Origin of the sequence: Pseudotenacibaculum haliotis (genome assembly GCF_042684245.1) — a bacterium.
Taxonomy (GTDB): Bacteria; Bacteroidota; Bacteroidia; order Flavobacteriales; family Flavobacteriaceae; genus Polaribacter; species Polaribacter haliotis_A.
This window is the reverse complement of sequence record NZ_JBHULH010000001.1, coordinates 1082532-1106838: the sequence shown is the minus strand read 5'-3', so window position 1 is coordinate 1106838 and position 24307 is coordinate 1082532. Positions and strand designations below refer to the sequence as shown.

At 36.1% G+C, this 24307-nt stretch carries 25 protein-coding genes; 7 read left to right on the top strand and 18 right to left on the bottom strand.

Translation table 11 applies throughout. The annotated features are described in order from the left end of the window. The 16 genes from ACFSRZ_RS05240 to ACFSRZ_RS05165 form a co-directional block, all read right to left on the bottom strand. Entirely contained in the window at positions 1–429 is a 429-nt protein-coding gene (locus ACFSRZ_RS05240) for a hypothetical protein (RefSeq protein ID WP_379665469.1), read from the bottom strand. Between the two features lie 78 nt (positions 430–507). After that, complete coding sequence (locus ACFSRZ_RS05235; RefSeq protein WP_379665468.1) at positions 508–3219, bottom strand: TonB-dependent receptor; 2712 nt, start codon at positions 3217–3219, stop codon at positions 508–510. A 206-nt stretch (positions 3220–3425) separates the two neighbouring features. Beyond that, entirely contained in the window at positions 3426–4997 is a 1572-nt protein-coding gene (pgi, locus tag ACFSRZ_RS05230) for a glucose-6-phosphate isomerase (RefSeq protein WP_379665467.1), read from the bottom strand. 6 nt (positions 4998–5003) lie between these two features. After that, complete coding sequence (locus ACFSRZ_RS05225; RefSeq protein ID WP_379665466.1) at positions 5004–6278, bottom strand: peptidoglycan DD-metalloendopeptidase family protein; 1275 nt, start codon at positions 6276–6278, stop codon at positions 5004–5006. Positions 6279–6318: 40 nt separating this feature from the next. Continuing rightward, positions 6319–7098, bottom strand: coding sequence for a DUF3108 domain-containing protein (locus ACFSRZ_RS05220; RefSeq protein ID WP_379665465.1), 780 nt, complete (start codon positions 7096–7098; stop codon positions 6319–6321). 104 nt (positions 7099–7202) lie between these two features. After that, positions 7203–8120, bottom strand: a complete 918-nt coding sequence (locus ACFSRZ_RS05215) for a tryptophan 2,3-dioxygenase family protein (protein WP_379665464.1) — start codon at positions 8118–8120, stop codon at positions 7203–7205. Position 8121: 1 nt separating this feature from the next. Then, positions 8122–8661: a GNAT family N-acetyltransferase gene (locus ACFSRZ_RS05210; protein WP_379665463.1), complete on the bottom strand. Its 540-nt coding sequence runs from the start codon at positions 8659–8661 to the stop codon at positions 8122–8124. A gap of 87 nt (positions 8662–8748) precedes the next feature. Then, on the bottom strand, positions 8749–9909 hold the full coding sequence (gene hppD, locus ACFSRZ_RS05205) for a 4-hydroxyphenylpyruvate dioxygenase (protein WP_379665462.1): 1161 nt from the start codon (positions 9907–9909) through the stop codon (positions 8749–8751). A gap of 67 nt (positions 9910–9976) precedes the next feature. Beyond that, positions 9977–11134 carry a homogentisate 1,2-dioxygenase gene (locus ACFSRZ_RS05200; RefSeq protein WP_379665461.1) on the bottom strand — a complete coding sequence of 386 codons (1158 nt, stop codon included), beginning with the start codon at positions 11132–11134 and terminating at the stop codon, positions 9977–9979. 206 nt (positions 11135–11340) lie between these two features. Continuing rightward, the gene (locus tag ACFSRZ_RS05195) at positions 11341–11670 is read right to left on the bottom strand and encodes a ferredoxin (RefSeq protein ID WP_379665504.1); all 330 of its coding nucleotides are present in this window, start codon (positions 11668–11670) and stop codon (positions 11341–11343) included. Between the two features lie 218 nt (positions 11671–11888). Further along, positions 11889–12944 carry an NAD(P)/FAD-dependent oxidoreductase gene (locus tag ACFSRZ_RS05190; protein ID WP_379665460.1) on the bottom strand — a complete coding sequence of 352 codons (1056 nt, stop codon included), beginning with the start codon at positions 12942–12944 and terminating at the stop codon, positions 11889–11891. Positions 12945–13007: 63 nt separating this feature from the next. Beyond that, the gene (locus ACFSRZ_RS05185) at positions 13008–13244 is read right to left on the bottom strand and encodes a NifU family protein (protein ID WP_379665459.1); all 237 of its coding nucleotides are present in this window, start codon (positions 13242–13244) and stop codon (positions 13008–13010) included. Between the two features lie 4 nt (positions 13245–13248). After that, entirely contained in the window at positions 13249–14388 is a 1140-nt protein-coding gene (locus tag ACFSRZ_RS05180; RefSeq protein ID WP_379665458.1) for an Mrp/NBP35 family ATP-binding protein, read from the bottom strand. 103 nt (positions 14389–14491) lie between these two features. After that, complete coding sequence (locus tag ACFSRZ_RS05175; RefSeq protein WP_379665457.1) at positions 14492–14821, bottom strand: MGMT family protein; 330 nt, start codon at positions 14819–14821, stop codon at positions 14492–14494. A gap of 84 nt (positions 14822–14905) precedes the next feature. Further along, positions 14906–15577: a tRNA (guanosine(46)-N7)-methyltransferase TrmB gene (trmB, locus tag ACFSRZ_RS05170; RefSeq protein ID WP_379665456.1), complete on the bottom strand. Its 672-nt coding sequence runs from the start codon at positions 15575–15577 to the stop codon at positions 14906–14908. Positions 15578–15591: 14 nt separating this feature from the next. Then, positions 15592–15807 (bottom strand): DUF6341 family protein, encoded by a 216-nt coding sequence (locus ACFSRZ_RS05165; protein ID WP_379665455.1) that lies wholly within the window; start codon positions 15805–15807, stop codon positions 15592–15594. 42 nt (positions 15808–15849) lie between these two features. On the opposite strand from ACFSRZ_RS05165, the gene ACFSRZ_RS05160 reads away from it, so the two are divergent. Then, positions 15850–16764 (top strand): DUF6427 family protein, encoded by a 915-nt coding sequence (locus tag ACFSRZ_RS05160; protein ID WP_379665454.1) that lies wholly within the window; start codon positions 15850–15852, stop codon positions 16762–16764. Here ACFSRZ_RS05160 and upp read toward each other — a convergent pair. Both upp and ACFSRZ_RS05150 read right to left on the bottom strand, forming a co-directional pair. After that, a complete protein-coding gene (gene upp, locus ACFSRZ_RS05155) occupies positions 16754–17407 on the bottom strand; it encodes a uracil phosphoribosyltransferase (protein WP_379665453.1) in 654 nt (217 codons plus the stop codon). The two genes, ACFSRZ_RS05160 and upp, sit on opposite strands and share 11 nt — an antisense overlap. A gap of 162 nt (positions 17408–17569) precedes the next feature. Next, positions 17570–18604, bottom strand: coding sequence for a glycosyltransferase family 9 protein (locus tag ACFSRZ_RS05150; RefSeq protein ID WP_379665452.1), 1035 nt, complete (start codon positions 18602–18604; stop codon positions 17570–17572). Between the two features lie 119 nt (positions 18605–18723). On the opposite strand from ACFSRZ_RS05150, the gene ACFSRZ_RS05145 reads away from it, so the two are divergent. The 6 genes from ACFSRZ_RS05145 (at position 18724) to ACFSRZ_RS05120 (ending at position 23895) form a co-directional block, all read left to right on the top strand. Next, entirely contained in the window at positions 18724–19590 is an 867-nt protein-coding gene (locus tag ACFSRZ_RS05145; protein ID WP_379665451.1) for a YicC/YloC family endoribonuclease, read from the top strand. Continuing rightward, a complete protein-coding gene (gene gmk / locus ACFSRZ_RS05140) occupies positions 19591–20169 on the top strand; it encodes a guanylate kinase (RefSeq protein ID WP_379665450.1) in 579 nt (192 codons plus the stop codon). 2 nt (positions 20170–20171) lie between these two features. Further along, a complete protein-coding gene (nadD, locus tag ACFSRZ_RS05135; RefSeq protein WP_379665449.1) occupies positions 20172–20753 on the top strand; it encodes a nicotinate (nicotinamide) nucleotide adenylyltransferase in 582 nt (193 codons plus the stop codon). A 96-nt stretch (positions 20754–20849) separates the two neighbouring features. Then, positions 20850–21719: a M23 family metallopeptidase gene (locus tag ACFSRZ_RS05130; RefSeq protein WP_379665448.1), complete on the top strand. Its 870-nt coding sequence runs from the start codon at positions 20850–20852 to the stop codon at positions 21717–21719. Continuing rightward, positions 21720–23216 carry a GH3 auxin-responsive promoter family protein gene (locus tag ACFSRZ_RS05125; RefSeq protein ID WP_379665447.1) on the top strand — a complete coding sequence of 499 codons (1497 nt, stop codon included), beginning with the start codon at positions 21720–21722 and terminating at the stop codon, positions 23214–23216. A gap of 133 nt (positions 23217–23349) precedes the next feature. Then, complete coding sequence (locus ACFSRZ_RS05120) at positions 23350–23895, top strand: MOSC domain-containing protein (protein WP_379665446.1); 546 nt, start codon at positions 23350–23352, stop codon at positions 23893–23895. Positions 23896–24307 lie beyond the last annotated feature (412 nt).

Genomic DNA, 24307 nt, shown 5'->3' with positions numbered 1-24307 from the left:
TTAGAATGCAGGCCACTGATTCCAAGGAATTCTTGCCAAGATTAGCACAAGTGCAATTCCGTAAAAGATGGCAAATGTTTTGAATTTGGCACTGTCTTCTGTTTTCTTTTTGTGTTTAGACCAACCTATTGTAATAAGTACGATAGCGATGATCATCATAATTGGGTGCTCTACAGCCAATAATCTAGCCCCAGATTCTCCCATCACCTCACTGGCATTCGCTTTTAAAACTTTGTAATACGGACTGGCAAAATACCATCCTAAACCAATTAATAATTGAATATGAGAAACAATTAAAGTAAACAACCCGATCCTTAGATCTTTGTTGGTAAACTCTCTTTTTTTAGAAAGTCCGGAAATTGCATTAAAAACAGCAATAAGCAGCATGATAAGGACGATGTAGGCCCAGTAAGAGTGAATTAGTTTCATTTCGTTAGAATTTAGTCTTGTAAAAATACAAAAACCACCTCAATTGAGGTGGTTTTTTATATGTATAGATTTCTGTGCTTAGAAACGGTATCTTACTGTGAAGTTCCAAGTAGTTCCGAAACCAAAGAAAGCTTTGTTATCTGTGTTAATTCCATCGAAAGTATCGAAGTTTCCTCTACGTCCAACTTGGTAGTTAGTAATAGATTCAGCAATATATACTTGATCGAATAAGTTGTTGATGTTTAATCTGAAGTTGATAGACTGGTTGTCTGTGTTCTTCAAGTTCCATCTGTATGAGAAACCTAAGTCAGAAAGACTGTATCCAGGTAATTCAATAGCAGGATCTAATTGACTAGCATCATCATTTAAAGAGTTATCAATAACTAAGTCAGAGTATAATTTAGAGCTAAAACGTTGGTTGTAGTCAATTGAGAAGTTCTCAAAAGGTCTTACAACAGCTCCAATTCTGAATACAGTTTGAGGAGAGTTACCAACTTTTACGTCATCTACATCTAAATCAATAGTACCAATTGGGTTTTGGAAATCATCAAATGCAGTACCAGTAATTCTGTCTTTATATCTCCAGTTACCAATAGAAGCAGTACCTAATAATCTAACATTTTCTGATACATCATAAGTAAAATCTATTTCAGCTCCTGTGTGTAATTGAGTAATTCCTTGTAATTGAGCATTACCTTCTTCGTTAGTAGCAGAGTTTTCGAATCCAAAGTATACGAATCTGTCTTTCCACTGTGTTCTATATAAGTTCACATTTGCAGAGAAGTTTTCAGATCTATATCCGTATCCTAATTCAAGTCCTAAGATCTTCTCGTTAACTGTATCTTCGTTAACGTCATTTCTAAAGTTTAAGAAAACTGCATCAAAGAAAGGTTGCTTAGAGTAGTAACCAGCGTTACCAAATACATTGTGGTTCTCATCAATGTTCCAGTTTAATCCTCCTTTAATGTTACCTCCTAAGATGTTCTCCCAGTCAGTTTCTCTTGCAGGATCAGTAGATAAGTAGTTGAAGTAATCAATTCTCTTAAATCCTTGTTGAGAAGCAGAAGCTTGAACGAATGCAGAAATGTTATCGTTTTTATACTCTAACTGACCGAATACACCAAACCAACGAACTAAACCGTCATTGTGGTAGTCGATTTTCTCTTCATCATCAGTACTTCTGAATACATTCCATAAGCTACCAAGATCAGAATCATACTCAGTAGTAAGTACTGTTCCAACATTGTTTTGATCTCTAGAAACTCTATATCCGTTAGCTCCTAATAAGTTGTCAAGTCTTCTGTAGTGAATTCCTTTATATCTACGTACATCAATACCGAAATCTAAAGATAAGTTCTCGTTTAATTGAGTGTTGTAGTTAGATAACAATCCAACCCAGTTGTGAGAGTTAATAGAAGCTCTTCTTGTTAAACCGTTGTCTCTGTTATCGTTGATGTTTCCATCAGATGGATCTCTTTGGTAAGTGTTTCCGTCAGAGAAAACAACAGCTTCACCTTGGTTGTATCTTACGATATCATCCCATAATACAACTCCAGTATCTTGATTTCTAAAAATTGAGTTAGAAGCAAATCTAAATCCAGGTAATCTTCCGATATCTCCTGTTCCACCTCCACGTCCAAAAGAAACGTAAGCAGAAGTAGTTAAGTTAGAGTTATCGTTAATTTGCCAAGTCCAGTTTAAAGAAGCTACCGGCTTGTGGTAGAAGTTCTTTCTCCAGTTAAACTCTTTACCGTTTAAGTATCCGTGGTTGAAGTTATATTTTCTTCCGTAACGGATGTAGTTCTCTAAAGTTGCTGTGTTAAAGAAACTTGTAGTTCTTTGGTTGTGAGTTTGAGGTGCTCCAGTTAACATGAATTGGATGTTGTGGTCTTCTTTATCCCATCCTAATCCAACGAAGTAGTTGTATCCTTCGAATTCAGTTCCTTGAACGTAACCTTCTCCAGCAGTTCTACTTAATAAGAAAGAAGCAGCAAAACCATTTTCGTTTTTACCAGTAGAGTAAGAGAATAAGTTTTTGAAGTAACCATCGTTACCTACAGAACTCATTGCTACACCACCTTTTTTCTTGTCAGTAGTTTTAGTAATAATGTTAATAGTACCTCCAACAGAAGAGATAGCTAATTTAGAAGATCCTAAACCTCTTTGTACTTGCATTGCAGTAGTAACGTCAGATAAACCAGCCCAGTTAGACCAGAATACTCTACCGTTCTCCATGTCGTTCACAGGAACTCCATTGATTAATACCGCGATGTTTTCTTGAGCGAATCCACGAATGTTGATTCTAGCATCTCCGAAACCTCCTCCAGATTTAGTTGCATAAACAGATGGAGTGTTGTTTAAGATTTCAGGGAATTCCTGAGATCCTAATTTGTCTTGAATTTCAGCAGCTTTAATGGTAGAAACTGCTACAGGAGTTTCTCTATCTTTTGCAACGTCAATAAGACCTTTGATTACGATCTCGTCTAAGACATTGTCTTGCTCTTCTAATTTGATTGTACCTAAATCTCCAGCTCCTGAGAAAGAAACTTCTTTAGATTTATAACCAATAAAAGAGATAACGATAGTACCACTGTTTGATTGAGATGAAAGGGTAAATTTCCCATCAAAATCAGTTTGAGTTCCGTTCGTTGTACCTTTAATTACAACACTAGCTCCAGGTAAACCTTCGTTAGTTTCGTCAACAACGGTTCCCGAAATCCTTGTTTGTCCAATTACTGCAGCTGCACAGAAAAATAGCGCTACAAATAATAAGTGCTTTAAGTTTTTCATTGTAGAATTTTATGTTATTAAATGCTTTGCAAAAGTCTTTTATTTTGCGGGGTGTAGTGTTAACTTAATGTTAAGCTTTAACAAGACTTTAACGAACTTAAATGTAGTGTTTTAATTTTTAAAATACTGTTTTGTAGGGGGTTAAATATCAACCATCTTATTAACAAAATGTGAAAACAGAATTAAACAAAAAATAAAAGGAAATTTTAAGCGTTATTTAACAACTTCTTTGCCAGCTCTTTTCCTAATTCTACACCAAATTGGTCATAGCTGAAGATGTTCCAAATAATTCCCTGAACAAAAATCTTATGTTCATACATAGAAATAAGCATTCCCAAAGATTCCGGGGTTAACTTGTCAAATAAAATAGCGTTGCTGGGTCTGTTTCCTTCAAAAACTTTGTAAGGCATTAGAGTAGAGATCTGATCAGCATTTCCGGAAAACTTTAATTCCAAATGAACATCCTCTTTGCTCTTACCAAATGCCAAAGCATCCATTTGGGCAAAGTAGTTTGCCATTAGTTTTTTGTGATGATCTGTAAGACCATATAAAGATTCTTTGTAACCAATAAAATCAGCAGGAATTAGTTTGGTTCCCTGGTGCACCAATTGCATAAAAGCATGTTGCATATTGGTTCCCGTACTTCCCCAAACAATGGTACCGGTTTGATAGTTGATAACATCTCCATTTCTATCAACACTTTTTCCATTACTTTCCATAATGGCTTGCTGTAAGTATGGAGCTAATTTTGTTAGGTATTGTGTGTAAGGTAAAATGGCCTCAGATTCGGCATTATAAAAGTTATTGTACCAAACACTTAACAAAGCCAAAACTACCGGAATGTTTTCATCAAAAGAAGTGTTTCTAAAGTGAAGATCCATTTTTTCAGCTCCGTTCAATAAAGACCTGTAATTGTCATACCCAACAGATAAACTGATAGACAATCCAACTGCCGACCATAAAGAAAAACGACCTCCAACCCAATTCCACATAGGGAATACATTGTTAGGGTCAATTCCAAAGGCATCAATAGCATCTAAGTTTGTTGAAACGGCTACAAAGTGTTTTGCGATATCGAATTGAGAAGCCGATTTTAAAAACCAATTCTTGATGGTGTTGGCATTGGTAATGGTTTCTTGAGTAGTAAAGGTCTTAGAAACGATCACAAATAAAGTGGTCTCAGGGTTTAATTTTTTTAGAATTTCAGAAACATGATCTCCATCAATATTAGAAACAAAATGAGTGTTCAAATGATTGGTATAATATTGAAGTGCTTCTACAACCATATCCGGGCCTAGATCTGATCCTCCAATTCCAATGTTCACAACATCTGTGATCTTCTTTCCTGTGTATCCTTTCCAATCACCCGAAATAACCTTATTGGAAAAGATTCGCATCTTTCTCAAGGTTTTTTTGATGTGTGGTTTGATGTCTTTTCCATCAATCAAGATCGGGTCTTCTGTATTGCTTCTTAATGCAGTGTGTAGTACAGCTCTTCCTTCAGTAACATTAATGGTGTCTCCGGAGAAATACTTTTCAATAGCATCTTTTAAATTCAACTCATTGGCCAACTCAACAAGCAATTCCATCGTTTTGTGATCGATTCTATTCTTTGAATAATCTAGAAAAAGGTCATCGAGAGTAATAGAAAAATCATTCTTTCTTTCAGAATCGTCGTTAAATGCTTTTTGAATAGAAAATGAGTTCATTTCATTAAAATGAGACTCCAGTTTTTTCCAAGCATCAGTGCTTGTAGGATTGCTATTAAGTAATGGCATGTTTCGTTAGTTTTGAGCTATAATTTCTACAGTCTCAGCTGTTCTTTCGGGGTACTGTATATTGTCTAGTTGTTCTCTAAGAGGTTTGATAAACTCCAAGAACTTAGGTTTTAGGCTTTTCTTAAGCGGTTTGGCAGAAGGCAACTTTTGTTTGAAAGGATCTACTTGTCTTCCGTATTTCCAGAAACGGTAACAAACATGAGGCCCACTTGTGTTTCCGGTCATTCCTACCCAGCCAATAATGTCTCCTTGCTTTACATATTGTCCTTTTTTTACCTTTCGCTTACTCATATGGAGGTATTGGGTAGAGTAGATATTGTTGTGTCTGATCTTTACATAATTTCCATTTCCTCCTCTTCTTGCCGATTCTACAACCGTTCCGCTGGCAGTAGCCATAATTGGAGTTCCTACTCGGGCTGCAAAATCAGTTCCTTTATGAGGTTTTACCCTACCATAATAAGCAATCTTACGCTTAAGGTTATAGCGAGAAGAAATACGGTACCTGAATTTGATCGGAGATCGTAAAAATTGACTTCGAAGCATGTTTCCTTCTTCGTCATAATACTCAGGAATTCCTTTGATAGAATCTGGAACAAATCGATAAGCGTACAGATCTTTTCTATTGTGCGTGAAAAGAGCTGCTTTTACTTTTCCATATCCTACAAAAACAGAATCGTCTATGAATTTCTCTTCGTAGATCAACTTAAATTTATCTCCACGTTGTAGTTTGTAAAAATCCAAAGTCCAGGCATAAATGTCTGCTACTGCATAGGTAAGATTAGGGTTGAGGTGTAAACTATCCATAGATTCAGATAGAGTAGAGTAGATTCTTCCGGCTACTTCTTTTTCTACGATCTTAATGGGTTTTCTGTATTTATAAGCAGTGATGGTAGAATCTTGAAAGTCTACAACCGTAGCTGTAGCCTTACTATCCTTGTAGATAAACACCTGTGCTTTTTCTGTTGAATCTTTTTTAGCCAATATCATGTATGGCTTACCGACCCTTACCCTTCTTACATCAAAAGTATCTTTGATGGTTGTAGCGATCTTATTGATCTTTGGATAGAAAACATGATGTCTGTCTAGAATAATCCCAAAACTTTCACCTTTTCTAATAGTATCCTTGATCACTTTATAATCGTTGAGCTTATAACCAAACTCGTAAATGATCTCTGGAATAGAGGCTTTTAATGTTTCTGTTTTGGGGAGGTCTTTTTTCTGATCTTTTCCACAGGAGAACAGTAGGAGGGTGGATAGAAAAAAGAAAACTAGTTTTTTCAATGGGAAAAAGGGTTTATCTGATTTTTGGTAAAAATACAATTTAATCAAATATAATCTTAAATGAATTTGCCAATCCTTTAAATGCTTTTAATTCAGCTCTTAAGGAACCAACAGCCAAAGAAGCTTTTAATTTTATTGGAATCTTATTGTCATCAGCAGTTACCCAAATAGTAACACTTTCACTTTCTTTAAAAACACGACCTGCCTGAACAATAGGTCTTAGTTTGATTGTTTTTACTTTACCGAATTTGGTTTTAAGTATTTCTGTTCCTAAGTATCTAAGTTTGAACGGATAGGTTTTTGAATCAAAAAACATGTCCATACCAATCTCATCTCCAACTTTTAAGGTGTCAATATTTATATTTCTCAAGTAATAAAAAGAAGAGATCATATCCTGAACATTTCCAATGGGCTCTTGCGTTACCTTTTTGTACTTATGATCGTGAATGGTAGCGATCTTGTTTTTATGATCGAACTTAATGTCTCTTCTAATAATATGTCCGCCTTCATTAACATCTCTTTTAAAGAGGTAAGGTTTTGAAGTTTCTGTATCAAAATAAGATTCGTAGGTGTCTCTTACTTTAAAGAACCACCCTATGATTGTACTGGTTTTTCCAAAACCTTTGGCATGATAGACTTTTTTCCCGTCAAGAACAGTTTCCTTTAGTTCAAGCGTAGCAGTACCGGCTTTTAAAAAACCGCTATAACTCATTCTGTATTGCAGCCATTCGCCACTTTTATAAGCCTTAGGGGTTGTTTCTTGTGAAAATGTAATCAGAGAAACGAGTAAGAGGAGAATGGTTAACGTATTTCTTTTCATATGTTTCAAACTTATAAAAAATGCGTGAAATTTGATTGATAGAAAAACAAAAAGCTATCCGAAGTGATCTTCCAATAGCTTTTTTAACGATTATTTATCATTTTTTAGAACGTTCCCCAATTGTTCAATTCTTCTTCGCTCCATAAGTAAGGGAAGAAAATTCTCCTTTGGTATTTGGGGTGTAAATATTTGCGCCAACTACTACCGCCAGTTGCTTCCAGCTCTTTTTCATCTCCTCCTAAATATTTACCGGCTGCGTTGTAGTGAGCCATTACCCATTTTACATTTACGGTATAATCGTAATGACGCATGGCTTTAACTAATTCTTCATCTTTCTGTACTTCTTCCGGTAGTTGCTTGAATTTTTTTGAAAGATTGCACTCATTATAATCTTCCATGAAATCAATAAAATCACCCATGTACTTTTTGTCAAAAAGCTTGATCAAAATTGATTTTTCTCCTGTCTTATGGTTTTTGCCTGCAGCTTGCCAATACAAATGATCGTAAGCATTCTTAAAAGATGAGTTTCTGTCTATGGTATCTCTAAAACGAGCATCGATCAAATTGATGAGTTCTGTAGAGGCAAATTCTATTTTTCTATACTGAGCGCTTTGAAATCCACTGGCAGGAGTTAAGGTATTTCTAAATTTTAAATATTGCTCTGGATCCATTCCGTCTGCCATCACAGTAAAAGAACTACAAAGCATATCGAAATAACGACTGATTCGCATCAAATGCTTGGTAAACTTTCCTACTTCCACTTCTTCAGATTTTGCTACCTGATCAATTTCCCATAGGATCATTTTAAACAACAATTCATTTACCTGATGATACATGATAAAAACCATTTCGTCTGGTTGTGTTGTTCTAGGAGTTTGCAAACCTAATAAGGCATCGGTTTGTATATAGTCCCAGTAGGTGATAGGTTTGCTCCAAAGTAATCCTTCTAGCATAGAATCCATTGGGACTCCTAGTTTCTCATATTTCTCCTCAATGGATTTTAATATTTCTTCTTTGCTCATTTTAGTTCTTTTGAATTTCGTACCAAACACATTTTTCAAGTGCTGGATATTCTTTAAGTTTTGGGTGGTTAAAAGTTCCTTTTTTAACCATCCCTATTTTATTCATTACGTTTTCTGAATTCTCATTGGCTAAAACACAAACTGAAACCACGTGATCTAGTTTGAGATCATCAAAGGCATACTCAAGGCATCTTTTGGCACCTTCGGTTGCATATCCTTTTCCCCAAGAAGACCTTTTCAAGCGCCAACCAATATCTACAGCAGGAGTAAATGCTGTTTCATAGTCTTGATAAGCAAGACCAATAAAACCAATGAATTCACCTGTTTCTACTATTTCCGTGGCAAAATAATTGTATCCTCTTTCTTCAAAATGTTTTTGAAGACGTTTGATAAAATCAAAAGTTTCTTGCTTAGTAAGCACCTTTGGAAAATGCTCCATGACCTCAGGGTCGGCATTCATGCTGGCAAATTCTTCCAAATCATCATCTTGCCAATTTCGAAAACCTAATCGCTCTGATGTAAAAAGATAGTTGTTGTTCATTTTGATAAGAATCAAAGAAGTAAAGAGTAGAAAACAGTTGGAATGGTTATCCTTTCTTCCTTCTCTTTACTTCTTTCCCTTTATTAATTATAGAGTTCCTCTTTTTTGTTGCTCTCTTTCGATAGATTCAAATAAGGCTTTAAAGTTTCCTGCTCCAAAACCTTTTGCTCCCATTCTCTGAATAATTTCAAAGAATAAAGTAGGTCTATCTTCTACTGGTTTGGTAAAGATCTGAAGCAAATACCCTTCTTCATCTGCATCCACCAAGATGGAAAGCTCTTGAAGCCTATTGATATCTTCATTCATAATCTCCATATGCTCTCCCAATCGCTCAGGAATCATATCATAATAAGATTGAGGTGGTGGAGGTAAGAACTCAACACCTCTTGCTTTTAATTGAGAAACTGTTTCAATAATATCATCTGTGGCTACGGCAATATGCTGTACGCCTTCGCCCTCATAAAAATCTAAATATTCTTCGATCTGTGAACGTTTTGGTGCTTTTGCAGGCTCATTGATCGGGAATTTAATACGCCCGTTTCCGTTGCTCATCACCTTACTCATTAGGGCAGAATATTCAGTGTGAATTTGCTTATCATCAAATGAAAGGAAGTTTACAAATCCCATTACATCTTCATACCACTTTACCCACTTATTCATTTGTCCCCAACCTACATTACCTACCATGTGATCGATGAATTTTAAACCAACCGGACTTGGATTGTAGTCAGATTCCCATTTTTGGAATCCCGGCATAAAAGTACCGTTGTAGTCTTTACGTTCTACAAACATATGTACAGTTTCACCATAAGTATAGATCCCGGCTCTTACTACTTCCCCGTGTTCGTCAGTTTCAACAGTAGGCTCCATATAAGATTTGGCTCCTCTTTTGGTAGTTTCTTCATAAGCACTTCGGGCATCATCTACCCATAGCGCAACCACTTTTACACCATCACCGTGTTTTACAATATGATCGTTGATGGGAGATTTGCTATTTAGTGGAGTTGTTAAGACCAAACGGATCTTATCTTGTTTTAGCACATAGCTTACAGAATCTGTAGATCCTGTCTCTAGACCTTTATAAGCAAAGGACTGAAAACCGAATGCAGTTTTGTAAAAGTGCGCCGATTGTTTGGCGTTTCCTACATAGAATTCTACATAGTCTGTACCTAGTAATGGAAGGAAATCTTGAGCTCCTTCAAATATTTTTTCTAAACCGTAGTTTACTGATTTTATCTCTTTTGACATTTTTGTTTGATTTGAAAGGTTGATAATTGGCTAATTCGAGAATGTCATTAGCACATTTACACATTGTTTACTCGAGCCAAGATTTGTAATAATCTTCATCGGCTATCTTCATGGCTTCTTCTGTGACTTTTAACGGCTTAAAGGTGTCTACCATTACCGCTAATTCTTCAGTTTCAGTTTGCCCAATACTTCTTTCCGTTGCTCCCGGGTGTGGTCCGTGAGGAATTCCCGCGGGGTGCAGTGAGATATGACCTGCGTCAATATCGTTTCTGCTCATAAAGTCACCATCAACATAATACAAAACTTCATCAGAGTCTATATTACTGTGATTGTATGGAGCCGGAATTGCTTCTGGATGATAATCATACAAACGAGGCACAAAACTACAGATCACAAAAGCATCTGTTTCAAATGTTTGATGTACCGGTGGTGGTTGATGAACTCTTCCGGTGATTGGTTCAAAATCGTGAATAGAAAAAGCATACGGATAATTATATCCGTCGTAGCCCACAACATCAAAAGGGTGAGAAGCGTAAACCATTTCTATGATCTCGTCTTGTTTTTTGATTTTCATAAGAAAATCTCCTTTTTCGTTATAGGTCTCCAATTCTTGTGGTTGACGAATATCTCGCTCACAAAACGGAGAGTGCTCTAATAACTGTCCAAACCAGTTTCTATACCTTTTTGGAGTATATACAGGACGATAGGATTCTACGATAAACAAACGGTTGTCTTCCGTGTCGAAATCCAATTTATAGATCATACCACGTGGAATTACAAGGTAGTCTCCATATTTAAAATCAAGATTCCCCATGTGGGTTCTTAATTTCCCTGTACCACGATGCACAAAAATAACTTCGTCTGCATCGGTGTTTTTATAAAAGTAATCGTTTGTTGATTGTTTAGGAGCAGAGAGAATGATATTACAATCTGAATTGGTTAAAACCACTTTTCTACTTTCTAAATAATCTTCGACTTGAGGAACTTGGAACCCTCTGAATCGATACGATTGAATATTATTGGCTTTGGCAACTTTTGGCGCAACAGAATACTGCTTTCTGATTTCTTTTACCATGGTTGGTCTATGCTCATGATAGAGGTTAGACGACATTCCATCGAAACCAATTGTACCAAACAATTGCTCATAATAAAGACTTCCGTCTTCTTTTCTAAATTGTATATGTCTTTTGGGAGGTATTTTCCCGAGTTTATGATAAAAAGGCATTTTTCAATGATTTAATAAGTTAATAAGAAAATGCAGCAATGACCAAGGCTCATTGGTACATCCATGAACTAATCAATTGTTTCATTGAACAACTTTACTCGGGGTTTCTCTTGATAAGAAATTTTAAGTGAATCAATAACTCCTTATACATGGCTAAGCGCTTTAAAGATAACGCTATACAAATATAATTAAAAGTGTGAATGAATTTAACTCTCAGGAGCTAATTCTACTTCTAAGCCATCTAATTCAGGATTCATTTGGATTTGACATCCCAAACGACTGTTGTCTTCTACATAAAAAGCTTCTGCCAACATCAAGTCTTCATCGTCCGACATTTCAGGTAATTCGTGGTCGGATTTTACATAACACTGACAAGAGGCACACATGGCCATTCCGCCACAAACACCAATAGTTCCTTCAGGAGCAAGTTCGTAAGAACGAACTACTTCCATCAAGTTCATTGCCATGTCTGTAGGAGCTAATACTTCGTGAGTAACGCCGTCTCTGTCAGTTATTTTAATGGTAATATCCACTATAAATCTTATTTTTTGTTGTTAGGTTTTTCTAAGTTTTCCGGAATTAAAATCAAAAAAACAAATGTTATTATTGCTAATACAATGGTGGAGAGTACTAGTGCTAATTCACCTTTTACATTTATAAAAGAACCTAATTTAATCCAAATGAAGAAAGCTACTCCTATACAGAGTATTCGTGCTTGAAGAGATAATTTTCTTAGCTTTCTATACATTTAGTTTTATTCAATTTTTTTCACAACTGCTTTTGGCGCTTCTTTTTTGGTTCCGTCAAAACCTTCTACACCACCTACAGTTGTATATTTCATCACATATTTCTTGTCAGGAAAAATACGTTGGTAAGCACTCTGACACATTAAAGTTGCTTCGTGGAAACCACATAAAATCAGCTTTAATTTTCCCGGATACGTATTTACATCCCCAATGGCATAGATTCCCGGAATATTAGTTTGGTAATCCAACGCATTGTTAACTTTGATCGCATTCTTTTCTATCTCTAAGCCCCAATTAGCAATAGGTCCTAGTTTTGGAGACAATCCAAATAGAGGAATAAAATGATCTGTGTCCAAGGTGAATTTTTCATCCTTGTTTTTGATGATCGTTACTCCGGTAACATGATCTTCACCATGAATCTCTTTTACTTCTGCAGGAGTAATCAAGTTGATCTTTCCGGCATCTTTTAGTTCTTGTACTTTGTCTACAGAATCTAAAGCTCCACGGAATTCGTTTCTTCTGTGTACTAAAGTTACTTCCGATGCAACGTCTGTTAAGAAGATAGACCAGTCTAAAGCAGAATCTCCACCACCGGCAATCACTACTTTTTTATCGCGATAGATCTCCGGATCACGAATGATGTATTCTACACCTTTGTCTTCGTAATCTGCAATGTTGGAAATAGGTGGCTTGCGAGGCTCAAAACTTCCTAAACCTCCTGCAATAGCAACTACAGGTGCGTGGTGTTTTGTTCCTCTATTGGTGGTAACGATAAATGTATCGTCTTCTAACTTTTCTATGGTATCGGCACGCTCTCCTAGGGTAAATCCAGGCTCAAACGGCTTGATCTGTTCTAGTAATTTATCGGTTAGATCACCGGCTAAAATTTCCGGATATGCCGGAATATCGTATATAGGTTTTTTAGGGTAGATCTCGGAACACTGTCCTCCCGGTTGAGGTAAGGCGTCAATCAAATGACACTTTAATTTTAATAATCCTGCTTCAAAAACTGTAAACAATCCTGTTGGCCCTGCGCCAATAATGAGTATATCTGTTTTGATCATTATCTTCTGTAAATCGTGGTAAAAGTAAAGGTTAGGTGTTTTTTAAAAACTGACTTTTATCAGTTATTCTACATTGATGACTTCTTCGATATTTGGAGCATACTTTTTAATGGTAGCTTCAACACCGTTCTTAAGTGTCATTTGGTTTACAGAACAACCAATACAAGCTCCTTGTAACTGAACTTTTACGATAGTATCTTCAATAGACAATAGCTTGATGTTTCCTCCGTCGCTTTCTAAGAAAGGGCGAATTTCGCTCAATGCTTTTTCTACATTTTCTAATGTCTCTTCTGCTGTCATATCTTTACTTTTTAACTGGGCTACAACCACTCATGGTTGTAATTCGTACAACCTCTGTAGGTGGTAAATTAGCATTTCTTTTTAACAATTCAGAAACCATTTCTTTGGTAATGTCTGAAAAGGCTTCTTCTAAAGGAGTGTTTTCCTGTAAAGCTACGGGATGTCCTACATCTCCTGCTTCACGAATACTTTGTACCAAAGGAACTTCTCCTAAGAATTTTGTGTCGATATCTTCTGCTAAATGTTTTGCACCATCTTTTCCAAAGATATAATATTTATTGTCCGGAAGTTCTTCCGGAGTGAAATAAGCCATATTTTCTATGATTCCCAACACAGGAACTTTGATACTGTCCTGTTGGAACATAGCTACACCTTTTTTGGCATCAGCCAAAGCGATGTTTTGAGGAGTACTTACCACAACAGCTCCGTTAATAGGAACGGCTTGTACTATAGACAAGTGTACATCTCCTGTTCCTGGAGGCAAGTCGATTAATAAGAAATCCAATTCACCCCAATCAGCATCAAAGATCAATTGATTTAGCGCTTTTGAGGCCATAGGTCCACGCCAAATAACTGCTTGATTTGGATTGGTAAAGAATCCTAGAGATAACAATTTTACCCCATAGTTTTCTATAGGCTTCATTTTAGATCTTCCATCTACATTTACAGATAGCGGTCTTTCTGTTTCTACATCAAACATCAAATGCATAGAAGGCCCATATACATCAGCATCCAATACTCCAACTTTGAATCCCATTTTGGCCAAAGTGATGGCTGTATTGGCAGTAATTGTAGATTTTCCCACCCCCCCTTTTCCAGAAGCAATAGCGATAATATTCTGAATATTTGGAATTTCTTTCCCGCGAATCAAGTTCGGGTCTTCTTGTTTTGGCTTAGGAACTGACTTTACATTCACTTTCACATCGATCTTTTGATCTACGTGTTGGTGAATAGCTTTCATCACTTCTACCTCTACTTTCTTTTTGGCTTGTAAAGTTGGATTGCTAATAGTTACATCAACAATTACTTCATCTCCAAATACAACCACATTGGTTACATTGTTGTTTTCAACCATGCTTTTTCCTTCACCGGGAGCGGTGATGGTTTCTAAAGCTTTGAATATATCTTGCTTCTTAAAGGACATTCTACTTCTTTAAATTCATTCTAAATTGACTGCAAAGATACGGCTTAGAACTCAGAAAATAAAGGAAGTAAATCTTGAATATTGATGGGCAGATAATGGAAATTTATGAAAGCTCTTTCATAGGGTCCCAAAAGATCTTTTCCAGATCCTGAATTTGATTTTCTTTGACAACAATTCCTTCACTTTCCAATAGTTGCTGCATTAAGTTGGTTCCTTGAAAATGATGCTTTCCGGTCAACAACCCTTTACGATTTACCACCCGGTGTGCAGGAACATCTTCGTACTTCCCAGAACCATTCATAGCCCAACCCACCATACGGGCAGAACGTGCAGCACCTAAATATTTGGCAATGGCACCATAACTGGTTACACGACCATAAGGGATCAAACGAGCAACCTCGTATACTCTTTCAAAAAAGTTGTCTTCTTTCATAAAGTGAAGATATAAAACCTGAAGAGATGAACAAAGTGTCGTTAGCTCATTCAACAAAAAAGAAAAACCTGTTAAAGTTTTGGATTAATAGTTCAGTTTGAACTTAATGTAGGTAATAGGTTTCCCTTTTTCAAGGTATTGCTTCTCGTAAAAAGTTTGAGTTTCGGTAACTTCTTCCGGAGATGATTTTAATTTGTACACATCATGACTGGCATGCAAAACCTCATGCCCTTCACCGTGAAGTAATCCTAAAGTATAACCATGCATGAACTCGCTGTCGGTTTTTAAGTTCATGATTCCGTCTTCTTTTAAGATGTGATGATACCTCTTTAAGAAATCGTGATTGGTTAAACGATGTTTGGTTCTTTTGTATTTGATCTGTGGATCCGGGAATGTAATCCAGATCTCATCTACTTCGTTTTCAGCAAAAATATTGTCGATTAATTCGATCTGAGTCCTAATAAAAGCCACATTGTTTAGCTCTTCTTCTATAGCTGTTTTAGCACCACGCCAAAATCGAGCACCTTTAATGTCGATACCAATAAAGTTCTTATCAGGATTTTTTTGAGCCAATGCAATGGTATATTCACCTTTACCACATCCCAACTCTAAAACGATCGGGCGATCGTTTTTAAAAAAAGAATGCCACTTGCCTTTGTGAGGGAAATTACCAAGAACTTCCTCTCTAGTTGGCTGAATGACATTGGCAAACGTTTCGTTCTCTTTAAAACGTTTGAGTTTGTTTTTGCTACCCAAAGCGAAAAATTAAATTAATCTTCAGTACCCTCTTTAAGGAACTTACGAGATTCTTTCATCCAGTACCATAGTAAAACTAATAATACTACTAAAAAGATCCAGTTTACAATATTAGAAGTCCACCATCCACCACTTTGAACAGCTAGATCTGTTCTTAAATAGTTAAAAGGCAAGAATAATATATTGGTGAATAAATCTCCGATCCATTTGAAAATATTGAATGCTATCATATCTTGAGTATCTTTACGACTGCAAAAATATAAAAACAAAGTATGCTAGCCAATTTTTTTGGGAAATCTAATCCGGCAAATTTTATAATCATTCTTGTCCTTTTTCTCGGCTTCTTTTTTGCCTCCTTTTTTATAGATCATTTAGAAACAAAAAGTCCACAATGGATAGCGTCGGTTATCGGATTATTTCTGTTGTTGTTTTTCTTCTTCAACTTCATATTGGCAAAGAACAAACTAACACTTTATAATTCATACGGATTTTTATTTTTTGTGTTGTTGTTCAGTACTTTTCCTTTCACTCAGTTTGATAGAGAAGCATTGATCCTCAATATTGTATTGCTTATTCTGCTTAGAAGGATTTATAGCTTAAGAACACCTAAAGCAACCATCAAAAAAATGTTTGATAGCGGATTTTGGTTGTCTATCTTATTTGTGCTAGAACCTTTTACAATGGTATACGGAGTCTTATTGTTTGCTTCTATTTTGTTGTTTCAAAAGCTGAATTTTAGAACTTTTCTCATCCCTATTGTAGGATTCTTAGCGCCCCTGTTGATCTATTTTGCTTACTGTTTTTGGTATGATGATACCGATAAATTCTTGAATCTGTTTTCTTGGTATACAGATTACAACTTTGGATTTTACCAATCAAACCACGTATTAATTCCGTTGATATTTATAGGAAGTATGACAGTAATTTCGATACTGTTCAAAACCCCCAAGGTATTTATGGTAAGCGGAAACTACAGGAAGTTTTGGACCTTAACCATCATCAATTTATTGGTAGCTGTGGGATTGATTATTATAACAAATAACAGAACCGGAAACGAGTTGATCTATGCATTTTTCCCTACGGCTGTTATTTTGGCCAATGGAATAGAAGGAGTTTCTAAAAAGATATTTCAGAATTTAATCCTGATTCTATTTGTTCTAATTCCGATCTTAGTGCTTATAATTTAGAACCAAAAGACAAATCACCCGCATCTCCCAATCCGGGAACGATGTATCCCTTTTCATTTAAAGTATCGTCAACATCAGCAATCCATAGATCTGTGTTCTCAGGGAAATGGTTTTGGATATAATCAATTCCTTCCTGAGCACCAATTACAGAAACCAATACTATCTTTTTAGGAGTTCCAAACTTTTGAATAGCTTCATATACACTTACCAAAGACTGTCCGGTAGCCAACATTGGATCGGCAAGAATGAGTGTTTTCCCATCAATAGAAGGAGAAGCAAAATATTCTACCTTGATCTCAAACTCATCATCATTGTTTGGATGATATCTATACGCAGAGATAAAAGCATTTTCAGCAGCGTCAAAATAATTCAGAATTCCTCTGTGCAAAGGCAATCCGGCTCTTAAGATGGAACAGATAACCAAAGAATCATCAATCAAGTCAGCTTGCTTCGTACCTAAAACTGTTGTGATCTCTTTAGATGCATAAGACAATTCTTTGCTCATTTCGTAAGAAAGAATTTCTCCGATTCTTTCTATGTTTCGACGAAAACGCATCGAGTCTTGTTGAATTTTATGATCTCTGATTTCTTGTAGGAATGTGTTAAGTACTGAATTATGTTTGGCTAGGTGGTGAATGGTCATGTGCTGAAACTCTAGGCGTTATGATTAATTTGAATAAAATTTGTATCTTTCGACTATCCAAAAGTAAACTATTTCATCAATTTACACATTGATCATCTTCTTATAAACAACCAAAAGTTATACAACCAAAACCTAGAAAGAGTCTCGAATGGGCTCTTTTTTTTATGTAGTTAAAACAGTAATCGCTTTTTTTACAATGCTTTGAGGAGAGATGGTTTCCATTACAGATTCATAACCTTCAAACACCTTATTTCCATATACAGAACAAGGAATTTTCGGATACTTTTCAAGATCAGGAAGCAAGCAATGATCAAAAGGTTGATTGTATGGGGTAAACCCTGCATACGGGTGTGTTACTCCCCAAACGGTTATGGTTTTTACCTGCTGCATTGCTGCCAAATGTGCATTTCCGGAATCCATAGAGATCATAAGATCTAAATGAGTGATCAAAGCAAGTTCTTCTTGAAATGAAAGTTTTCCGGCAATATTTAAAACATTGTTGTTGGATGTTTCAATCTCATTAAGAAGAGCAATTTCTTTTTTTCCACCTCCAAAAAGAAAAACCTGATACTGTTCAGACAAGTTGGCAATAACCTCTTTCATTAAATGCAAAGGATACATTTTTCCGTCAAAGGCAGCAAAAGGAGCAATTCCAATCCAAGAATCCTTCTTATTACCGGTAAGATTAGTGATCTTCTCTGAAAGTTCAGGTTTCGCGATGGGTTTAGGAATAGAAATATCAACATTAAAACCTAAACCTTTCAATACATCTGCATATCGTTGATGTGAGGTCTTCAGTTGTTTAAAAATCTTATTGGTTTCTCTCGTAAGTGCTCTCTTTTCTGCTCTTCCTTTGTCTATAATGGCAATAGGAACTTGAGTTCGTGAAAAGAAAAAACGAACGATCTTCGATCGTAATACATTATGAAAATCCGCCACATGCGTGATGTCTAATTTTTGCAGTTCTTTAAACAGTTTGTACAAACCGGCAGCTCCTTTATGTTTCCCTTTTACATCAGCAGCATAAAAAGAGACATTAGAAATCTCATCAAACAAGGGTTTAAGGAAAGGTTTGGAGAGTACAGTGATCTTACAATCCGGATACTGGTCTACCAAAGCTCTAATCACAGGAACAGTCATGGCAACATCTCCCATGGCAGAAAGTCGAATGATTAAAATATGATTTGGTTTTTGCACAAAAAATAGCTTTGTGGTAAAAGTACTCTTTTCTAAGAAAAGCAGAAAAGGTTGTTTGAAAGGATGCTAAGCTACACCTAAATAAAAATGTATCTTTGTGGCTTATTAAAAAACGATTCATGATTCAATCCATGACAGGATACGGTAAATCCGTATTGCAATTACCTAGCAAAAAGGTTACGATCGAGATCAAGTCTTTAAACAGTAAGAATTTAGATTTAAATGTTCGTGTTCCTTCTTACTATAGAGAGAAAGAATTATCAGTACGTAAAGACCTCGCTTCTCATTTGGTACGAGGGAAAGTAGATTTCTCTATCTATGTTGAAATGACTGCAGATGAAACGTCTACCACAGTAAATAAAGGTGTGGTAAGCGAGTACATTCAGCAATTAAGAAATGTAGTACAAACAGGATCTTCTGATGATTTAGAGTTGTTAAAGATGGCTGTTCGAATGCCGGATGCTTTAAAAACGGAAAGAGAAGAATTGGATGAAGATGAGTGGAGTGAGATCAACAAGCATATCCAAATTGCGTTAAAAGAGATCATTCAATATAGAGTTGATGAAGCTGCATCTCTTGAGGAAGATTTTAAACTGAGAATTCAGAACATTCAAAGTTATTTGGAAGAGGTAAGATCTCTGGATGATGATAGAATCGAGCAAGTAAAGCAACGTTTACAAAAAGCAATCTCTGATCTCTCTGTTGAAGTAGATGCCAATAGATTTGAGCAAGAGTTGATCTATTATTTAGAAAAGTTAGATATTAATGAAGAGAAGGTGAGATTGGAAAATCATTTGAGCTATTTTTTAAAGCAATTAGATACGCCGGATTCTAATGGAAAGAAATTAGGATTTATTGTACAAGAATTAGGAAGAGAGATCAACACCATCGGATCTAAAGCCAATTTTGCACCAATGCAAAAGGCGGTGATCCAAATGAAAAACGAGTTAGAAAAAATAAAAGAACAAATACTAAACGTATTATAGATGTCAGACTTCAAAGGAAAGTTGTTTGTGTTTTCGGCACCGTCAGGATCAGGGAAAACTACCATAGTTCGTCACTTATTAAGTCAAGAAAGGTTAAATTTAGAGTTCTCTATTTCTGTAACATCTAGAGCGCCTAGAGGAATAGAAAAAGAAGGTGTAGACTATTATTATATATCAAAAGAAGAGTTCATTCAGAAAGTAAAAAGAGAAGAGTTTGTTGAATGGGAAGAAGTATATCCAGATAATTTCTACGGAACACTAAAAACCGAAGTAGAACGAATTTGGGCTTCAGGAAAACATGTAATTTTTGATATTGATGTAGTTGGAGGGCTGAGAATAAAGAAAAAATTTCCAGAAGAAACTTTGGCTGTGTTTATAAAGCCGCCAGACATCAATGAACTGCTTAGAAGATTAAAGAAGAGAGCAACAGAAAGCGAAGACAAAATAAAAATGAGAGTAGCAAAAGCATATGTAGAAATGGCAACTGCACCTCAATTTGATACCATCATCTTAAATGATGATTTACAAAAAGCTTTGAAAGAAGCAGAAGACCTTGTTGAAGAATTTATAACAGAATAAAGATGAAAGTCGGATTGTATTTTGGGTCCTTCAATCCAATTCACGTTGGACATCTCATCATTGCCAATCACATGGCAGAATATTCAGATTTAGATGAGGTGTGGTTTGTAGTAACGCCTCAAAATCCACATAAAAAAAAGGGTTCTCTTTTAGACGATCATCACAGATACGAGCTTGTATATATTGCCGTTGATGATTATTCTAAACTGCGTCCTTCAGACATCGAGTTTAAGCTTCCACAACCCAATTATACGGTACATACTTTGGCACATATATCAGAAAAACATCCCAACAAGGAGTTTTGTTTGATTATGGGTGAAGACAATCTAAAAAGTTTCCACAAGTGGAAGAACTATGAGACAATCTTAGAACATCACGATATTTATGTATACCCAAGAATTGTAGGAGGAAAGGTAAAGAATCAGTTTAGAGATCATCCAAAGATTCATAGAGTTGATGCGCCAATCATTCAGATTTCCGCAACATTGATTCGTGACGGGATCAAGGAAAATAAGAATGTAGCTCCTATGTTGCCCGAAAAAGTATGGAAGTATATGGATGAAATGAACTTCTACAGAAAATAAACTTCCTCATTTCATTTTTGTTAGATAAATTTAACAGACCAAACAAAATTCCTCAATAAGGGTTTCGTTGTATATTTGTATTCATAGAATCAACCTGTGGCAGAAAACAAAAAGAAAAAAGGAAAATTAAAACGAAAGCTCACCGACAAGTACAGATTGGTAGTTTTAAACGAAAACACGTTTGAAGAACGATTTGCGTTTAAGCTATCTCGAATGAATGTGTTTGTATTGGGTGGCATTTTTTCCATTCTTTTAATTACAGGAACTATTTTACTGATTGCTTTTACTCCGATCAAAGAATACATTCCCGGTTATTCATCAACTCAATTAAAAAGAGATGCTGCAAAGCTCACCTTTGAATCAGATTCTTTAAAGAACCGATTGGCAATATTGGAGAATTATACGAATGCAATCCGACCTGTATTAACAGGTGAGATTACGGGTGATGATCCAATCGACTCCATTCAAGATTTGGCGAGAAGAACAGAGATTGATGAGCGTAAATTAGATGCTACACGACAAGATTCTTTATTTAGAGAGAAGATCGATAGTAGAGACCGTTTCCCTCTGTCAGACGAACTGCAAAACAAGGCCAAAGTAGTGTTTTTTGCACCTATTACAGGAAGCATTACTCAGGATTTTAACGCGGAGAATAAACACTTCGCCTTAGACATTGTAGCGAAAACCGGAACACCGGTAAAAGCGGTAGCCGATGGTACAGTGATTTTTGCAGAATGGACAGCAGAAACTGGTTATGTGATCATTCTAAAACATGCAAACAATTTTATTTCAGTATACAAGCACAACGGAGCATTGCTCAAACAACAAGGAGATTTGGTAAAATCTGGAGAAGCCATTGCTAGTGTGGGTTCTACAGGAGAATTAACTACCGGACCTCATTTGCATTTTGAGTTGTGGAGTGACGGGTATGCTGTGAATCCAACAAAATATATAGACTTCGAGTAGATGAGCGTAAAAACGGTATTTGCCATTCCCTTTGCGAAACAAGTAAGAAAGCGAGTTTATAAGTGGGCTTATCAGCCACATAAAACCCAAGAGAAAGTATTTAAAAAACTGATTTCAAAAGCGAAGAAAACGGCTTTTGGGAAAGATCACAATTTTGATACGATTCAAAGCTATTCAGATTTTAAAAAGAACGTTCCCGTTCACGATTACGAGGGACTTCGTCCCTACGTTGATAGAATTGTGGCCGGCGAGGAAAACGTTTTGTGGAAAGGAAAGCCGATCTATTTTGCCAAGACTTCCGGAACTACTTCCGGAGCAAAATACATTCCCATCACCAAAGATTCTATGCCTACACACATCAAAGCGGCTAGAAATGCCTTGTTGTTTTACATTGCAGAAACCAATGATGCCAGTTTTGTAGATGGAAAGATGATCTTTTTACAAGGAAGCCCAGTGTTGGAAGATAAGAATGGAGTAAAGTTAGGACGATTGAGCGGAATTGTAGCTCATTATGTGCCTGGTTATTTACAGAAAAACAGGCTGCCAAGTTGGGAAACCAATTGTATTGAAGACTGGGACACCAAGGTAAATGCCATTGTTGAGGAAACGATAGATAAAGATATGACGGTAATTAGCGGAATACCATCTTGGGTACAGATGTATTTTGAAAAACTGATTGAAAAAACCGGAAAGACCATCACAGAATTGTTCCCAAACTTCAACTTCTTTATTTACGGAGGAGTGAATTTTGAGCCTTATAAAAACAAGTTTGAAGCATTAATTGGGAAGAAGGTAGATTATATAGAATTATACCCGGCTTCCGAAGGATTTATTGCCTATCAAGATTCACAGAAAGAAAAGGGAATGCTGTTGCAGTTGAATAGTGGAATTTTTTACGAGTTTATTCCTGCGGAAGATTTCTTTAACGAGCATCCTACTCGTATTTCGTTAGAAGATGTTCAGTTGGGAGTTAATTACGTGATCATTTTAAATACAAACGCCGGATTGTGGGGCTATAATATTGGAGATACAGTAGAGTTTACCTCATTGCTTCCTTACCGAATCAAAGTTACCGGACGTATCAAGCATTTTATCTCGGCATTTGGAGAGCATGTAATTGGAAAAGAGGTAGAAAAAGCATTGAACGATTCCATCAAAGGAACAGAAACAAACGTGAGTGAGTTTACTGTAGCACCGCAAGTAAATCCGGAAGAAGGATTGCCATATCACGAGTGGTTTATCGAGTTTGAAAATGAACCGGAAGATATAGATGCATTGGCAGCAAAGATTGATGCTTCGATGCAAGAACAGAACATTTACTATTTTGACCTGATTGAAGGAAAAGTGCTACGTCCACTTGTCATCAGAAAGGTAAAAAAAGGAGGTTTTCACGAGTATATGAAGTCCATCGGAAAGTTTGGTGGACAAAATAAGATCCCACAATTGTCAGACAATCGTAAGATCGCCGACGTATTACAAAACTTTTTAAAAGAATAATTAATAATGTCACCTCGAGCGCAGTCGAGAGGTCTTAATTTCGAAGTTTCGGGACGACGAAGTAATCTGCTAAATTAAGTGAGACTGCTTCTGACACTAAGGCATTATCGCAGTGACATCAAAAGAAAAACATATGAAAATCATCTCTACCAATATTGGCGAACGCAGAGAAGTAGAATGGAAAGGAAAAACCATTACTACCGGAATTTTTAAAAAAGAGGTAAATCAACCGATCTTTTTGGATGTAGAAACTGTAAAAGGAGATGCTATTTGCAATCGTGAATATCATGGAGGGATAGATCAGGCAGTTTATGGATATTCATTGAAACATTATGATTACTGGAAAGGATTGCACCCGGATCAAGAGTGGGAATACGGAATGTTTGGAGAAAACCTAACCATTGATGATCTGGAAGAAACGGAGATTCATGTGGGAGATACATACAAGGTAGGAGAGGTAATCATTGAGGTAACCAAACCGAGGCAGCCTTGTGAAAAATTGGCGATGAAGTTTGATACCCGTAAGATCGTTCAACAATTTACGCGATCTACCATGAGCGGAATCTATTTTAAAGTACTACAAACCGGACATGTACAAGCCGGAGACGAGTTTGAACAGATCAAATCTTGCCCAGATAACCCTACAATTGCAGAGGTGTACAAAGAGAAGACACAATAAGAGTCTAGTTTTGCTATGAATTATGAAAACATCAAAATACTTTATGTATTCCATATTTTTATATGGAATTTCTATGCTTCTACCTGTTTTTGGCTTTGATTTCGCGTTTTTAGGTTTTCATGCATTAATGCTAGGAAACATATTTGTGTTTTCAGAATTCGAGTTATTTATTGGAGTTCCTTGGTTGGCGAATATTATCTATATAATTAACATTTTACTTAGAAAGAAGGTTCTAGTATTAAGACTTAATTTATCTGTGTTAATGTTACTCATGAGTTTGTTTTCATTTGGTTATTTGAAGTTACCTACAGATTTAGGAGGGAATTCTGAATCAATATACATTGGGCCAGGACTTCTTGTCTGGATTGCCAGTTTCGTTTTTTTATTACTAGATCAAATTAAAGAGTATAAA

Excerpts from the sequence above, each read along its gene's own strand:
- ACFSRZ_RS05240 (WP_379665469.1), bottom strand. The coding sequence starts at position 429 with ATGAAACTAATTCACTCTTACTGGGCCTACATCGTCCTTATCATGCTG.
- ACFSRZ_RS05235 (WP_379665468.1), bottom strand. The coding sequence starts at position 3,219 with ATGAAAAACTTAAAGCACTTATTATTTGTAGCGCTATTTTTCTGTGCA.
- pgi (WP_379665467.1), bottom strand. The coding sequence starts at position 4,997 with ATGCCATTACTTAATAGCAATCCTACAAGCACTGATGCTTGGAAAAAA.
- ACFSRZ_RS05220 (WP_379665465.1), bottom strand. The coding sequence starts at position 7,098 with ATGAAAAGAAATACGTTAACCATTCTCCTCTTACTCGTTTCTCTGATT.
- ACFSRZ_RS05215 (WP_379665464.1), bottom strand. The coding sequence starts at position 8,120 with ATGAGCAAAGAAGAAATATTAAAATCCATTGAGGAGAAATATGAGAAA.
- ACFSRZ_RS05210 (WP_379665463.1), bottom strand. The coding sequence starts at position 8,661 with ATGAACAACAACTATCTTTTTACATCAGAGCGATTAGGTTTTCGAAAT.
- hppD (WP_379665462.1), bottom strand. The coding sequence starts at position 9,909 with ATGTCAAAAGAGATAAAATCAGTAAACTACGGTTTAGAAAAAATATTT.
- ACFSRZ_RS05200 (WP_379665461.1), bottom strand. The coding sequence starts at position 11,134 with ATGCCTTTTTATCATAAACTCGGGAAAATACCTCCCAAAAGACATATA.
- ACFSRZ_RS05190 (WP_379665460.1), bottom strand. The coding sequence starts at position 12,944 with ATGATCAAAACAGATATACTCATTATTGGCGCAGGGCCAACAGGATTG.
- ACFSRZ_RS05185 (WP_379665459.1), bottom strand. The coding sequence starts at position 13,244 with ATGACAGCAGAAGAGACATTAGAAAATGTAGAAAAAGCATTGAGCGAA.
- ACFSRZ_RS05180 (WP_379665458.1), bottom strand. The coding sequence starts at position 14,388 with ATGTCCTTTAAGAAGCAAGATATATTCAAAGCTTTAGAAACCATCACC.
- ACFSRZ_RS05175 (WP_379665457.1), bottom strand. The coding sequence starts at position 14,821 with ATGAAAGAAGACAACTTTTTTGAAAGAGTATACGAGGTTGCTCGTTTG.
- ACFSRZ_RS05165 (WP_379665455.1), bottom strand. The coding sequence starts at position 15,807 with ATGATAGCATTCAATATTTTCAAATGGATCGGAGATTTATTCACCAAT.
- ACFSRZ_RS05160 (WP_379665454.1), top strand. The coding sequence starts at position 15,850 with ATGCTAGCCAATTTTTTTGGGAAATCTAATCCGGCAAATTTTATAATC.
- upp (WP_379665453.1), bottom strand. The coding sequence starts at position 17,407 with ATGACCATTCACCACCTAGCCAAACATAATTCAGTACTTAACACATTC.
- ACFSRZ_RS05145 (WP_379665451.1), top strand. The coding sequence starts at position 18,724 with ATGATTCAATCCATGACAGGATACGGTAAATCCGTATTGCAATTACCT.
- gmk (WP_379665450.1), top strand. The coding sequence starts at position 19,591 with ATGTCAGACTTCAAAGGAAAGTTGTTTGTGTTTTCGGCACCGTCAGGA.
- nadD (WP_379665449.1), top strand. The coding sequence starts at position 20,172 with ATGAAAGTCGGATTGTATTTTGGGTCCTTCAATCCAATTCACGTTGGA.
- ACFSRZ_RS05125 (WP_379665447.1), top strand. The coding sequence starts at position 21,720 with ATGAGCGTAAAAACGGTATTTGCCATTCCCTTTGCGAAACAAGTAAGA.
- ACFSRZ_RS05120 (WP_379665446.1), top strand. The coding sequence starts at position 23,350 with ATGAAAATCATCTCTACCAATATTGGCGAACGCAGAGAAGTAGAATGG.